Origin of the sequence: Yoonia sp. (genome assembly GCF_965660735.1) — a bacterium.
Lineage (GTDB): Bacteria > Pseudomonadota > Alphaproteobacteria > Rhodobacterales > Rhodobacteraceae > Yoonia.
The window spans coordinates 58,021-71,245 of the sequence record NZ_CBFIBD010000006.1 but is presented as its reverse complement, the minus strand read 5'-3'; the positions used below and the strand labels follow the sequence as shown (position 1 = coordinate 71,245).

General features: G+C 60.9%; 14 protein-coding genes. 1 reads left to right on the top strand and 13 read right to left on the bottom strand.

Features of this window, described 5'->3' with window-relative positions; translation table 11 throughout:
• Positions 1 to 39: 39 nt before the first annotated feature.
• Entirely contained in the window at positions 40 to 1,143 is a 1,104-nt protein-coding gene (locus tag ACTG4B_RS04625) for a THUMP domain-containing class I SAM-dependent RNA methyltransferase (protein ID WP_439154510.1), read from the top strand.
• On the opposite strand, the gene dxs is transcribed toward ACTG4B_RS04625, so the two are convergent.
• The 13 genes from dxs to ACTG4B_RS04560 form a co-directional block, all read right to left on the bottom strand.
• Complete coding sequence (dxs, locus tag ACTG4B_RS04620; protein WP_439154509.1) at positions 1,140 to 3,065, bottom strand: 1-deoxy-D-xylulose-5-phosphate synthase; 1,926 nt, start codon at positions 3,063 to 3,065, stop codon at positions 1,140 to 1,142. The two genes, ACTG4B_RS04625 and dxs, sit on opposite strands and share 4 nt — an antisense overlap.
• Positions 3,066 to 3,248: 183 nt before the next feature.
• Entirely contained in the window at positions 3,249 to 3,482 is a 234-nt protein-coding gene (gene pufX, locus ACTG4B_RS04615; protein WP_439154508.1) for an RC-LH1 core complex protein PufX, read from the bottom strand.
• A gap of 11 nt (positions 3,483 to 3,493) precedes the next feature.
• Positions 3,494 to 4,420 (bottom strand): photosynthetic reaction center subunit M, encoded by a 927-nt coding sequence (pufM, locus tag ACTG4B_RS04610; RefSeq protein WP_439154507.1) that lies wholly within the window; start codon positions 4,418 to 4,420, stop codon positions 3,494 to 3,496.
• A gap of 13 nt (positions 4,421 to 4,433) precedes the next feature.
• Positions 4,434 to 5,267 carry a photosynthetic reaction center subunit L gene (gene pufL / locus ACTG4B_RS04605; RefSeq protein WP_439154506.1) on the bottom strand — a complete coding sequence of 278 codons (834 nt, stop codon included), beginning with the start codon at positions 5,265 to 5,267 and terminating at the stop codon, positions 4,434 to 4,436.
• Between the two features lie 130 nt (positions 5,268 to 5,397).
• Positions 5,398 to 5,553, bottom strand: coding sequence for a light-harvesting antenna LH1, alpha subunit (pufA, locus tag ACTG4B_RS04600; protein WP_439154505.1), 156 nt, complete (start codon positions 5,551 to 5,553; stop codon positions 5,398 to 5,400).
• A gap of 15 nt (positions 5,554 to 5,568) precedes the next feature.
• Positions 5,569 to 5,724: a light-harvesting antenna LH1, beta subunit gene (gene pufB, locus ACTG4B_RS04595; protein WP_296372258.1), complete on the bottom strand. Its 156-nt coding sequence runs from the start codon at positions 5,722 to 5,724 to the stop codon at positions 5,569 to 5,571.
• A gap of 144 nt (positions 5,725 to 5,868) precedes the next feature.
• Positions 5,869 to 6,093, bottom strand: a complete 225-nt coding sequence (gene pufQ, locus ACTG4B_RS04590) for a cytochrome PufQ (RefSeq protein ID WP_439154504.1) — start codon at positions 6,091 to 6,093, stop codon at positions 5,869 to 5,871.
• Positions 6,090 to 7,550 carry a chlorophyllide a reductase subunit Z gene (gene bchZ, locus ACTG4B_RS04585; RefSeq protein ID WP_439154503.1) on the bottom strand — a complete coding sequence of 487 codons (1,461 nt, stop codon included), beginning with the start codon at positions 7,548 to 7,550 and terminating at the stop codon, positions 6,090 to 6,092. The genes pufQ and bchZ overlap by 4 nt, the downstream gene beginning before the upstream one ends.
• Positions 7,550 to 9,154 carry a chlorophyllide a reductase subunit Y gene (gene bchY / locus ACTG4B_RS04580; RefSeq protein ID WP_439154536.1) on the bottom strand — a complete coding sequence of 535 codons (1,605 nt, stop codon included), beginning with the start codon at positions 9,152 to 9,154 and terminating at the stop codon, positions 7,550 to 7,552. The genes bchZ and bchY overlap by 1 nt, the downstream gene beginning before the upstream one ends.
• Entirely contained in the window at positions 9,144 to 10,148 is a 1,005-nt protein-coding gene (locus ACTG4B_RS04575) for a chlorophyllide a reductase iron protein subunit X (protein WP_439154502.1), read from the bottom strand. Before ACTG4B_RS04575 ends, bchY begins: the two co-directional genes overlap by 11 nt.
• A complete protein-coding gene (bchC, locus tag ACTG4B_RS04570; RefSeq protein ID WP_439154501.1) occupies positions 10,145 to 11,083 on the bottom strand; it encodes a chlorophyll synthesis pathway protein BchC in 939 nt (312 codons plus the stop codon). The genes ACTG4B_RS04575 and bchC overlap by 4 nt, the downstream gene beginning before the upstream one ends.
• A 111-nt stretch (positions 11,084 to 11,194) precedes the next feature.
• Positions 11,195 to 12,343: a methyltransferase gene (locus ACTG4B_RS04565; protein ID WP_439154500.1), complete on the bottom strand. Its 1,149-nt coding sequence runs from the start codon at positions 12,341 to 12,343 to the stop codon at positions 11,195 to 11,197.
• On the bottom strand, positions 12,343 to 13,224 hold the full coding sequence (locus tag ACTG4B_RS04560; protein WP_439154499.1) for a polyprenyl synthetase family protein: 882 nt from the start codon (positions 13,222 to 13,224) through the stop codon (positions 12,343 to 12,345). The genes ACTG4B_RS04565 and ACTG4B_RS04560 overlap by 1 nt, the downstream gene beginning before the upstream one ends.
• Between the last annotated feature and the right edge of the window lies 1 nt (position 13,225).

The window sequence follows — 13,225 nt, the reverse complement described above, 5'->3', positions numbered from 1 at the left end:
CCCTTGCACCTGTGGCCCCGGCAAGCCTATGCACGGCGCATGAGCCAGCCTTTTGAAATCTTCATGACAGCCACACCCGGGTTGGAACGCGCCCTGCATGCAGAGGCGCTGGAAAACGGCTTTGCCGATGCGCAGTTGACCATGGGTGGGGTAATGCTGATGGGATCATGGGAAGACGTCTGGCGGGCCAACCTGACCATGCGCGGGGCCAGTCGTGTGCTGGCGCGGATCGGCAGTTTCATGGCATTCCATCTGGCGCAACTGGACAAGCGGGCACATAAATTCCCGTGGGCCGAAACCCTGCGGCAGGACGTGCCGGTCCGGGTCGAGGTCACGACCAACAAGAAATCCAAAATCTACCATGCCGGTGCTGCGACCCAGCGCATTGAAACCGCACTCAGGGAAAACGGCTATCAGATCAGCGCGGATGCCGCGCTCGCGCTCAAGGTGCGGATCGACGACAACCGCGTGACGATCAGCATCGACACCTCGGGCGACAGCCTGCACAAACGCGGCCACAAGGAAGCTGTGAACAAGGCCCCCATGCGCGAAACGCTGGCCAGCCTGTTCCTGCGCGAATGTGGCTACACGGCAGATGAACCCGTGCTGGACCCGATGTGTGGATCGGGCACATTCGTGATCGAAGCGGCAGAAATGGCCGCCGGGCTGCACCCCGGGCGCACGCGGCACTTCGCCTTTGAACAGCTCGCCAGTTTCGATGCGGATGCATGGGCGACGATCCGGCAGAACAGCCCCCGCGCAACTTCGCATCATTTCTACGGATCAGACCGCGATGCCGGCGCTATCAGGATGAGCCGCGCCAACGCCGACCGCGCCGGTGTGTTCCAGCTGACCACATTCGAAACACTTGCCGTCAGTGACCTGCAACGGCCCGACGGGCCCCCGGGGCTGGTGATCTGCAACCCGCCCTATGGCGGGCGCATCGGGAACCCCAAGCTATTGTTCGGGCTTTACGCAAACCTTGGCAAAGTGCTGCAAGACAGGTTCAAGGGCTGGCGCGTGGGGATCATCACCAGCGATGCGGGCTTTGCCAATGCAACCGGCCTACCATTCAAACCCAAAGGCGCACCCGTCCCGCACGGCGGCATCAAGGTCTGGCTGTTTCAGACCGGTCCTCTCTAGCGGATGCCGGATGTGACCTTTTTCACATCAATACCCGCCGCCTGCATGGCCATTGCCGCGATATCCACTGCCGTCATTCCGGCATCGGCATACATCGCATCTGGCGCGGCCTGATCGATGAACCGATCCGGCAGTGTCATCGTGCGCACCTGACAGCGCCCGTCCAGCAGCCCCTCATTGGCCAGATCATGCAGCACCATCGCGCCAAATCCGCCGCGGCTGCCCTGTTCGACAGTCACCAGGGCCTTGTGATTGCGCAGCAACTGACGGATCAGAGTATGGTCAAGCGGCTTGGCAAAACGTGCATCGGCAATGGTCACGGATACGCCGCGTGCTTCCATCGCACGGGCGGCCTTGCGACATTCACCCAGATGCGCCCCAAAGGATAACAGCGCCACATCCGTGCCTTCCTGCACGATCCGGCCCTTCCCGATCTCGATCACCTCGCCACGTTCAGGCAGGTCCAGCCCCTCACCCTCGCCGCGTGGATAGCGAAACGCAATCGGCCCATCGTCATATGCCGCCGCCGTGCGGACCATATGCATCAGTTCCAGCTCGTCGCCAGCGGCCATCACGACCATGTTCGGGAGTGCCGCCATATAGCCAATGTCGAAAGCGCCCGCATGGGTCGGGCCATCGGCCCCGACCAGCCCGGCGCGGTCGATCGCGAAACGCACGGGCAGGTTTTGCAGGGCCACGTCATGCACGACCTGATCGTAGCCGCGTTGCAGGAACGTGGAATAAATCGCACAGAACGGTTTCAGCCCGCTGGCAGCCATGCCTGCGGCAAAGGTCACGCCATGCTGTTCGGCGATCCCCACGTCAAACACCCGCCCCGCGAACCGCTGGCCCATGATGTTCAGGCCGGTACCATCCGGCATCGCCGCCGTAACGGCGACGATCGCCGGATCAAGCGCCGCTTCGGTCAGAAGCGCCGTGCCAAAAACTTTGGTATAGCTTGGGGCGTTCGGCCGCGATTTGGCCTGCGCACCGCTGACCACATCGAACTTGGACACCCCGTGCCCACGGTCCGCACTGGTTTCGGCGGGGGCGTAGCCCTTACCCTTTTTCGTGCAGACATGAATCAGCACAGGGCCGGTTGCCCGCGTGCGTGCCGCGCGCAAGACCGGCAGCAACTGTGACATGTCGTGCCCGTCAATCGGGCCGATATAGCTGAAGCCCAACTCCTCGAACAAGGTGCCGGACCCGCCGGTCTGCATCCCTGTCACCAGTTGCCGGGCCCGGCGGGCATGGTCGCGCAGCGGACCGGGTAATGCCGCCTCGAAGCCTTCGGCCATCTTGTGCAACTCGCCCATTGGCGACGCATAAAGGCCAGACAGGTAATTCGACATCGCGCCAACGGGCGGGGCAATGGACATTTCATTGTCGTTCAGAATGACGAACAACCGCCGCCCTTCGGCACCGGCGTTGTTCATCGCCTCATAGGCCATGCCCGCGCTGATCGACCCGTCGCCGATCACGGCAATCGCATCGCCCGTGGGCATCCCCATGTCGCGGCCAACCGTAAACCCAAGGGCTGCGGAGATCGACGTGCTGGAATGGGCGGCGCCGAATGGATCATATTCACTTTCAGTGCGCTTGGTGAACCCGGACAGCCCGCCTTCCTGACGCAGGGTGCGGATACGGTCACGCCTGCCGGTCAGCACCTTGTGCGGATAGCATTGGTGGCTGACATCCCAGATCAGTTTATCGCGCGGCGTGTCAAACACCGCATGAATGGCAACCGTGAGTTCAACCACGCCCAGAGATGATCCCAGATGCCCGCCGGTCTGCGACACCGCCGAAATCACTTCGGTCCGCAGATCATCGGCCAGATTGGCCAGTGCGGTGTCATTCATCCGGCGCATGTCGGCCGGACTTGTCACGCAATCAAGAAACGGGGTCTCGGGGTGATTGGTCATGACGGCACCTTTGTGTTAAAAAGAAAGCGCCGCAAGTGGGGTGAACCCGCTTGCGACGCTAGTCTCCTGTAGCCAACAGGAAGGGAACTGGGGCAAAACCCCATGACGGATCCACCAGGGAGGGTGATCCGACAGCGAAGAACCATGGGCGGCTGCGTCGCGCGCCGCCCCGGTCCAATCTTGTCAGGCGGTCGTGGCCTCGGGGGCCATGATCACCAATGACGACAGCGGCGTCGGATCAGGCGCCTGTTTGCTTTCTTCGGGCAGGGCCTTGCCGATCAGCGCGATCATCGCGATCACGAACCAGACAGACAGCACAAAGGCAGCGGCGTAACCGGCCCCCTTCAACATCAGAAACGTGATGTCAGCCGACAGCCTGCTCTTCTCGCTCATGTCGAGGATGTTTTCGTTTTTCATCATCTCTCTCCTTAGAAATCAGGCGCATAGCCGTGGATCTGCGCCCAGACGAACCAGTTGTCGACGACCGTGCCGGACAGCAGGATACCGATACCGCCAGTCAGCGGGGTCAGCACCGCAAACCACCATGCCCAACGGTGAATCCCTTCCATGGTGGCGTTAAAGCCCATGGTCCAGCGCCAGAACAAGGCGGCGCGTTCGGTGGCCGTGCCGCGATCGACGATCTGTTCCAGTTCGCGATCGCCGCCGAAACGGGTCACCGCCAGAATGGTCGCGCCATGCATCGCAAACAGCAGGGCCGATCCATAAAGGAACGCAATCGAAAGCGCGTGGAACGGGTTGTAGAACAGATTGCCATGCGTGATCGAGAACAGGTTGGTCCAGTCGAGATGCGGGAAGATGCCGTATGGCACGGCCTCTGACCATGACCCCATCAGGATCGGACGGAAAAAGTTCAACACAAAGATCAGCCACAGCAGCGCCGCAAAGGCCCACGCCACGTGAAGGCCCATGCCCAGCGCCTTGGCGCGGGTATAGGTCCGCATCCACCACGCCCCGCAACCGACCGCAAAGAAGAAGCTGGCAATCAGCCACCATCCACCTTCGGCCAGTGGCGCAAAGCCGAGCCCGTATTCCGGGCCTGGCGGTTCAAGCGCCAGCCAGAAAAGATCGCGCAGGAACACACCGGGGCTATAGTCGACCTGCGCCCAGAAGTTCATGCCAATGATAAAGAACCACGCGGCAAACCCGATGACAGCCAACAGCCCGTAAGAGCCGTAATGCACCGGTCCGACCTGTGCGTTCCCGAACAGACCAAACAGCGTATTGAAACCTGCCTTGCCGGACCGTTCGCGCATGGTGTCAGGGTCGGCGGGTACACCCATTTCGGGCGGCCCCTGCACCTGAACCTGTGTAAAGATATTCTGATATTCAGCCATTTTTCATACCCTCCTACAGGTCGACCCACCAAGGCAGTTCATAGTACCAGTCCCACCAGACGATCCATTCGTCGAACCAGATGGTGCCGGAAATCACGATGCAGACCGCGCTCCAGAACCCGGCCATCAACGCCAGGAACAGACCCAGACGGTGAATGCCCAGCGGCCCGATGGAATAGCCGATCAAATCCCGGAAATAGGTATCTTCGTGGTCCGGAGTGCGGATCTCGTCACCCTTTTTGCCCGGATTGATCGCCGAGAGGATCAGCGACCCATGCAGCGCCAGTGCAACCGCATTGATCCAGAAGAAACTGATCGCGATCATATGGGCAGGGTTGTAGTGAAAGTTGCCATAGGCATAGCCCACGTTGTTCACCCAATCGAGGTGGCTGAAGATGCCATAAGGAAACGCGTGCCCCCAGGCCCCCATCAACACAGGACGGATCACCACAAGGGTGACATAGGCAAAGATCGCCACGCCAAAAGCGAAGGGCACGTGATACCCGATGCCCAACTTGCGGCATATCTCGACCTCGCGCATCATCCAGCTGACAAAGGCGCCGATGGCGCAAATCGTGATGATCTGCCACAGCCCGCCTTCCAGCAGAGGTGCGGCACCAAGGCCATATTCCAACGATGGCGGATCAATCGAGATCAACCAAGGGTTCCATGTGGGGCCCTGGCTGGCCCCGTAAAAAATCAATATCGTGCCTAACACGGCGAAAAAGAACGTCGTGACCCCGAAGAAGCCAACGTAAAATGGCCCCACCCAGAAGTCGAACAGATCACCGCCAACCAATGTCCCGCCACGGACCCGGTATTTTCTTTCGAAGCTGAGCTGTGCCATCTTCCTACTCCATTCATGGACAGGCCCTGCAACCCCGTTCGGGTGCGCCCTGTCGTCGTCAATGTCGGTGTTTGCCCGGGCGGGGTCAGGCCCCGCCCGCAGCTATGCTATTGTCCTGAAAACAGGCGGTTTATTCTGCGCCAAAGGCGAGCGTGAACCAGTTTGTTTCAGGGTTGCTGAGCAGGACGAGGTGAATCATCGCTGCCAGCAGGAACAGGAAAACGCCCTGTGCCACGAAAACGCGGCGTGGGTCGAAAACCAGCCAGATCTTGTAGAACTGTGCCATGTGATATTCCTCTTCTTACCAGCTGAACCAAGGAAGCTTGATGTACGTCAGGACATGCGCAACGACGGCGACGATCGTGAAGATCGTGAACCCGCTCATGTACACTGTGTGCAGCTCTTGGGCCTGCTCGTCAGTGAGACCTGTGAAGGACAGGTCAGATTTGTCAGCCATGTTTTGTCTCCAAAATAAAGTACTGACGCCGCGCACCCCCCGCGGCCGGGTTACGACAGAAGTTCGTCCTCTGCCCTGATCCGCCACCCCGGGGGGGAATGACGAACATCGGATGCCCCGTGGGGCAAATGTCGTGCCAGCGGTTCATGCGCTAAAGATATGCGGCGTGATGATCCGGGCCTGTGTCCAGGCCTTGGCGATGGGGCCTTTTTCAGGCAGCTCCATCCGGCGTGCCGCCGTCAGCGCCCAAGTCAGGAACGCAAGCGGCAATGTCGCCAGAAAGATCAGCGCAAAATAGGCATAGTATTCACGTTTCGGGGGCGCGGTGCGGGCCCTGAGTATCGGTGCATCTGTTGTAAAATCAGTCATTTGCGTCCTCCCGAGGATGGTTGCAGTGTCTCGATGGTCTCAAGGACCACCCGGTCGTTTCCGGCGTCGAGTGCCGCCCGCTCTGCGGCATCGCGCAGGGTCTTGGCGGCGGAAATACGTGTCAGGATCGGGTGCGTGGCCACGATCTCGTCCAGCTTGGCCTGTGCATCAGCGTCCCATGGGAAATCGCGGCGCAGCGGGGTCAGCGTGGCGTCAGTTGCATCCATGTCTGACCCAAGCGGCAGGATATGGAACAGCGCATCAAACAACCCGTTGCACACCTCTTGCAACACATAGGTCGCACCGGCATAGCCCATGAACGGGGTGCCTGTGGCACGACGGATCGCGGCACCGGGGAAACTGGCGGGGATGAACACGGGGCTTGGCCCGTGCCCGGCCTTCATTTCGGCCAGATACATTTTCTCGTTGATGGACCCCATGACGATCAGGGGCCGCTTGCTGTGCAGCATTTGCCGCACTTCTTCGTTGTTGGTCTTTTTGCCACGACACCGGGCCACGGCAAAGGCACAGGGAAAGCCCAGATCGCCCTCAAGATAATGGCGGATACCGCGGGCATAGGTTTCATTCGCGACAATGGCGAATTCAGCGGTAGCAAAGAAATCCTGCGTGACAGACCGCCACAAATCCCAGACCGGTTTTATCGTCGAATGTTTCTCGCGCTCGATGAACGGTTCGGGGTCAAGGCCCGTCAACTCACCCAGCTTGCGCAGGAATTTCGTGGTGGAATCAATCCCGAAGGGCGCTTGCAGGTATGGCTTGCCCAGCACCTCGCACAGGCCCCGGCCAAATTCGCGGTACATGCAGATATTCACATCTGCATTCACCAGATTGCGCATTTCAGCCAGATGGGCACCCAGCGGCATCACCATGTTGACCTCTGCGCCGATCCCTTCGATCAGGCGCCGGATCTCGGCCAGATCGGATGGCATGTTGAACGCGCCATACATCGGCCCCAGAATATTGACGCGGGGGGCGGCCCCCTCTTCGCGCTTCTTCTCGGGCGGCATCCGACCCTTGGTCATGCCGAATTCGGTAAAGATCCAGGTCATCGCGCGGTCCGCGCATTCCCACTGATCCTCATCAATGGTGCGCGGCAGGAACCGCTGGATATTGGTGCCTTGCGGTGTCACGCCGCCGCCGATCATCTCGGCGATCGACCCGGTCACGACTACGGCAGGCAGTGCAGGATCAAGCACCTGCCAGGCGCGTTTCATCGCCGCCTCAGTGCCTTCACCCATTTCGCTTTCGCCAAGACCGGTCACGACAATCGGCAATTCATGCGGCGGCAAACCGTCAGTGTAGTGCAAAACAGACGTCACCGGCAGGTTTTCACACCCCACTGGTCCGTCAATGACAACCTGCAAACCTTTGACGGCGCAGAACGCATAAACAGCACCCCAATATCCGCCGGCACGATCATGATCGGTGACAAGCATCAGATCATCTCCTGCGCTTTGGCTGCACGGGCTTGCTTGTCCAGCTTCTTTTGATGCTGGGCGCGGAAATCCGGGCGCAGATTGGGCGCGCCTTCCCAGACACCGGCCGTGTCCGCAGTGCCCACGCCCTCAAAGAACGCGCGCATCGTGTCCATCTTTTGCTTGCCTGCAATCGCGGCATTCACGACCTGCGCCAGCGATCCGGCACCGGCCGGGCCCATCAGCGGACGGGCCGAAATAAGGTTGGTGAAATACAGCGCGGGAATTCCGTGTTCCTTGGCGTGTTGCACCACCGGCGTCGTGCCGATCGCCAGATCAGGCTTGATCGCATCGACCGCCGCCAGATCATCCTCTAGCGACGCGCGGTAAACGACCTTGACCCCGCGCGAGGCCAGCCATTCAGCATCGGGCCGGGACCATTCCGTCTTTGGGCAGGCCGTCCCGACATAAGGTACATCCGCGCCGCTTTCGATCAGCAGACGGGCGACCAGCAGTTCCGACCCTTCATAGCCCGACAATGTGACCGTGCCGTTTATCTGTGATCCAGTCAGCGCCGCCCTGATCGCGGGAAGGAATGTATTCTGCGCGGTGGCAATCTGATCGGGGCTGACATTATATGCATCGCCAATCGCGGCCAGCCATGCAGCGGTGCCATCATGGCCAACCGGGGCCGATCCGACAACCTTGCGGCCAGCGGCCTGAAATTCGCGGATGCTGGCAGTATAAAACGGGTGGATCGCTGCCGCGACGCCGCAATCGAGTGCGGCATAAAGCTCGCGCCATTCGCGCGTTGGCACCACAGGCCCAACCGCCAGCCCCATCGGCGCCAGCATCGCCCCGATCATCATCGGGTCTGCGGGAAACATTTCGCCCAGCAGGGCAACAGCGGGACGGTCGGATTTACCAGAGGCGGGGCGGGCCACGGGGCCTGCCTTGATCTCTGCGCGGGCATAATTGAGCATCGCCCCGGCCAGCACATCCTTGGCTTCGGCGTGGGTGGGGATCCCGAATCCGGGCACGTCGATGCCGACGATCCGCACACCGTTGATTTCCTTGGGCAGCAACCGCAGCGGCACACCCGATGCAGTCGGCACGCACAGGTTCGTCACCACAATCGCATCATAGCGATCAGGGTCGGCCATATCGTGCACGCTTTCGCGGATATCCTCGAACAACTTGCCAGTCACCAGCGTTTCGGAATTGAACGGCACGTAACCGACCGACCGGCGCGCGCCATAGAAATGCGACACGAATGTCAGCCCATAAACGCAACAGGCAGACCCGGACAGGACCGTTGCCACGCGTTTCATCCGCAGGCCCACGCGCAAAGACCCGAAGGCCGGGCACATCGACTGTGGCTGGTCATGGGGGCCTTGCGGATAGTCCTTGGCGTATTGATCCAGAATATCGGATTTGCCAGCGGCACGTGCGGCGGCTTCCATCGTGGCCGCCCCAGCCGTGCAGCCACCATCCAACGCGGTCTGCGCTGCAGCTTCCGGCAGATCCGGGGTGGCATCATCACGCGCGGCACCTTCGATAATGCGAACCTTGCCCGCCTCATCATAGCCGACTTCGTAGCCCTGGGTGGCCGCCTCATGCGTCATCATAAATGACCTCAAGGCTTTCCATCGGCTTGGCGTTCTTGCCGCGCATATCGATGTCGGTGGCGGGAACAAGCTGGTAATCGCCACCGGTATCCTTGGCGTCGAACAAGCCCAGCAGGCCATCCTGGTCCAGCGGATTGGGGCGCACGGGCGGGGCAATGCCCACGGCATCGGCCAGACCTTCGAACATCGGGCCCCATTCGCTTTGATGGGTGCCGACAATCTGGTAGTTCGCCGATTTCTTGCGCAGGTCGTCGTTCTGCGGAATGGCGGCCAAAACCGGAATATCCACTGCCTTGGCAAAGGCCTGCGCCTCGCCACTGCCGTCATCCTTGTTGATCACAAGGCCAGCCACACCGACGTTGCCGCCCAGCTTGCGGAAATATTCGACCGCCGAACAAACATTGTTGGCGACATACAGCGATTGCAGGTCGTTCGATGCGACCAGAATGACCTTTTGCGCCATGTCGCGGGCAATCGGCAGGCCAAAGCCGCCACAAACAACGTCGCCCAGGAAATCCAGCAGGACGTAGTCAAAATCCCAATCGTGGAAGCCCAACTTTTCCAACAGCTCGAACCCGTGGATGATACCGCGCCCGCCGCAACCGCGGCCAACCTCTGGCCCGCCCAGTTCCATCGCAAACACGCCGCCGCGCTTGAAACAGACATCACCGATCTTGACCTCTTCACCGGCGATTTTCTTTTTCGCCGATGTTTCGATGATCGTCGGGCAGGCCTTGCCGCCGAACAAAAGGCTGGTCGTGTCGGATTTCGGGTCACAGCCGATCAGCAGAACCCGCTTGCCCATTTCGGCCATCATATGGCTCAGGTTCGCCAGCGTGAACGATTTGCCAATCCCGCCCTTGCCATAAATCGCGATAATCTGGGTTTTCGATGTGGGTTCGCCCTGCGGCACTTCCAGCGATGGTTCCTCGTGCGCTTCGTCGCGCAGACGCTGATCGAAATCCTTAAGATTCGGTATTTCGTCCTTCATGCGGTTCCCCAGTTCAAAATCATCTTCAGGCAGGCCGGATCGGTAAAGGCTGTTTCGTAAGCCTGCCGCGCAGCTTCTGCCGGTTGTTGGTGTGTAATCAGATCCGCCAGTTCCAGCGCGCCGGCCTCGACCAGCGCCTTGGTTGCGATCATGTCGGCCGACGTCCATTCCGCGCTGACGCGGAACCGGGCCTCTTTCATGAAAGCGGGCGGAAAGGCGAATTGCAGCGGCGCTGTGTAGAAGCCCGCCAACACGATTTCGCCTCCCTTGGCGATCCGCCCGATCAGGTCGTTCAGCAGATCTCCGCGACCCGATGCATCATAGATGGACATGTAATCGCGGCGCGCGTCCGCTTCCGGTGCCATCACCTGATACCCATCAGCCCCATCCATGCGCTGCGGGTCAATTTCCCAGACGGTTGGCGCAGGCGCACCGGCGGCAATCGTCAGGCGGGCCAGCAGACGGCCCAGAACGCCGTGGCCGATAATCAGGTCAGGCACGGCCTTGTTCGGCCCCGCCATCGCATGGCGCGCCGTCGCAGCAAGCGCAAACAGCGCGCCGGCAGCCCCCATTCCGGCATCAATCCGGGTCACGCGCGCCGCCTTGGTGACAAGCGTCTGAGACGCAGCCCCGAACAGGCCAAACGCACCATCATAGCAGTTCGCGCCGGGCACAAAGACATGTTCGCCAACGCGAAATCCGCTGTCCGCACCTGCCTCGACAACTTCGCCGGCTGCCTCATATCCCGGGATCAAGGGGTATCCCATACCCGGAAACGGGGGCATTTCGCCCGACCAGAACAATTTTTCCGTTCCTGTCGAAATACCGGAATGCCGAATAGCAACGACGATATCGTCCGCGGCGGGCGGGACCAGTCCCACCGTATCGAGCGCCAACTGGCCCGGTGCGGTTAATATCACTGCATTGCTTTCCAAAGGTTTTTCCTCCTGCCGCGATTCCCTGTTGGAATTTCCCACGGCACCCTGTCCTGCCTGTCAGTTTAACCTGACATCCCGTTGTGTCAATTCATTTAGACATTTTAGGTGTCAACTTGACCTGACACCTTGCAAAACTGATGTTACGAAAGGCCGCAAGCTGCCCATTTGCCTGATCTGTGCGAATCCGGCCTGCCGCAGCAGCGCTGCGATCTCGACGTGAGAGCGCGCGCGCCCGGTGCGCATTGCCATGCAATACAGTGCGAAATAGGCATCCCCCGCGCGGTGCGGATGCCGCCCGCCGGTCATCGGTTCGGATATCAGGACGCGTCCGCCGGGCGGGAGCGCATCATGCACGGCGCGCAGCAGCGCCAAAACCGTATCATCAGCGTGATCGTAAAGAACCCGGATAAGACTGATGACATCCGCCCCCTGCGGAAGTGGATCATCGCGAAACGATCCGGGCACGATTGCAACCCTGCCTGCCATATTGGCCTGCACGAATCGGTCACTTGCGGCGGGCACGACCACAGGCAGATCGAACAGTGTCAGCGACAGGTCAGGATAAGCGGCGCCAACCGCCTGCAAAAAGGCCCCTGTGCCGCCGCCCACGTCCATCAGCCGCACGGCACCGCGCAGGTCCACCGCCGCCAACGTGTCATCGGCCACCAGCACCTGACTATCGGCCATAAGTTGTGAATATGTCGCTGTCACCGCAGGATCGGTTGCACCACCTGCACCAAAGACATAGGGCCAGAAATCGGCCAGTTCAGTCTGGGTTTCACCGCGAAAAAACGCCACAGGATCCGCCAGATCCCGATACAGCACATCGTGATGCGCGATCATCCCCGCCAACCCCGGCACACCGGCCAGCGCGGCACCGCGTGTCGTCAGCGCATAACCCCCGCCGCGGCGCTGTTTGACCAAGCCGATGGCAATCGCACCGGACAGCAGCACCTGCATCCGCGCAGGTGGAACCTGACAGGCACCAGCCAGCGCATCCAGCGTCATCTCCCGTTGCAAGAGCATCTGCGGCACGTCAAGTTTGACCAGCGCCTGCAGGATCTGCGAATGGCAAAACCCCGCGACAAGGTCGAACATCGCGTCACCTTCGGTGCGGACAATGCGCCGTGTCAGGGGGAACCGCGCCGCCCAACGCTGAAAACCACGCGAAGCGGCAAGCCGGACCAACCATGATGATGCGCGCCCCGCGTCAGGCCCGCGCACGGGCCGCAACCCGGGCAGATCCACATCGGCCATTATTCACCCGGAACCGTCGGCTTCACGCGGGCACCGGCGGGCACCAATTTGTCTGCATAGGCCCGCACCATCTGCGCCAGCGCTGCCTCTCCCGGACAGGCCGGGATCGACGAAATCGCCCCGCCGAGAATGTCATCAAACCGCCTGATCGCCCCCTGCACACCTAATGAGGTCACAGCATTGGGGCGCCCGTGCAGATCGTCCTGCCCGGCGGGTTTGCCCAGTTCCTCGACATCGCACAGCGCATCGCGCAGGTCGTCGGCAACCTGAAATGCCTCGCCCAGTCGCGCACCCAGTTCTTCCCATGGTTCGGCGTCCTGCCCGGCGGCAACAGCGCCCATTTGCGTGGCCGCAATAAACAGCGCGCCGGTCTTGGCCTGGTGATAGGCCGACAGATCAATCGTATCTTCGCTTTCCCAACCCTGACCGGCGCAGATGCCAAAGGGCATGCCCGTTCGTTTACCAAGTATGTCGATCAGGCACAGTGCGCGCGCTGGCGCAGTGGCACCGGCGTGAGCCAATAACTGAAACCCCATGATGATCAGACTGTCACCCGTCAGCACCGCCAGCGGTTCGGAAAACGCGCGATGCACCGCGGGTTTGCCCCGCCGCAGGTCAGCATCATCGAAACACGGCAGGTCGTCATGCACAAGGCTGGCGCAGTGGATCACCTCCAGCGCGACGGCGGCCGCATTGGTCAGATCGGGCCGGTCATCGCCGCAGGCCATGGCAACCGACATCAGGATGGTCGGCCTGATACGCGCACCACCCGGCGTCACGGCATATTCCAGAGCAGCCGCAAGCCGGGACGGCGCAACACCGCCCTGCCCTTGCTGAATGGCCGCTGTCATGGTGTCCGCGATGCGATCGGAAATTTTCATG

Coding starts and splice junctions, on each gene's coding strand:
- ACTG4B_RS04625 (WP_439154510.1), top strand. CDS start 40: ATGAGCCAGCCTTTTGAAATCTTCATGACAGCCACACCCGGGTTGGAA.
- dxs (WP_439154509.1), bottom strand. CDS start 3,065: ATGACCAATCACCCCGAGACCCCGTTTCTTGATTGCGTGACAAGTCCG.
- pufX (WP_439154508.1), bottom strand. CDS start 3,482: ATGAAAAACGAAAACATCCTCGACATGAGCGAGAAGAGCAGGCTGTCG.
- pufM (WP_439154507.1), bottom strand. CDS start 4,420: ATGGCTGAATATCAGAATATCTTTACACAGGTTCAGGTGCAGGGGCCG.
- pufL (WP_439154506.1), bottom strand. CDS start 5,267: ATGGCACAGCTCAGCTTCGAAAGAAAATACCGGGTCCGTGGCGGGACA.
- pufA (WP_439154505.1), bottom strand. CDS start 5,553: ATGGCACAGTTCTACAAGATCTGGCTGGTTTTCGACCCACGCCGCGTT.
- pufB (WP_296372258.1), bottom strand. CDS start 5,724: ATGGCTGACAAATCTGACCTGTCCTTCACAGGTCTCACTGACGAGCAG.
- pufQ (WP_439154504.1), bottom strand. CDS start 6,093: ATGACTGATTTTACAACAGATGCACCGATACTCAGGGCCCGCACCGCG.
- bchZ (WP_439154503.1), bottom strand. CDS start 7,550: ATGCTTGTCACCGATCATGATCGTGCCGGCGGATATTGGGGTGCTGTT.
- bchY (WP_439154536.1), bottom strand. CDS start 9,154: ATGACGCATGAGGCGGCCACCCAGGGCTACGAAGTCGGCTATGATGAG.
- ACTG4B_RS04575 (WP_439154502.1), bottom strand. CDS start 10,148: ATGAAGGACGAAATACCGAATCTTAAGGATTTCGATCAGCGTCTGCGC.
- ACTG4B_RS04565 (WP_439154500.1), bottom strand. CDS start 12,343: ATGGCCGATGTGGATCTGCCCGGGTTGCGGCCCGTGCGCGGGCCTGAC.
- ACTG4B_RS04560 (WP_439154499.1), bottom strand. CDS start 13,224: ATGAAAATTTCCGATCGCATCGCGGACACCATGACAGCGGCCATTCAG.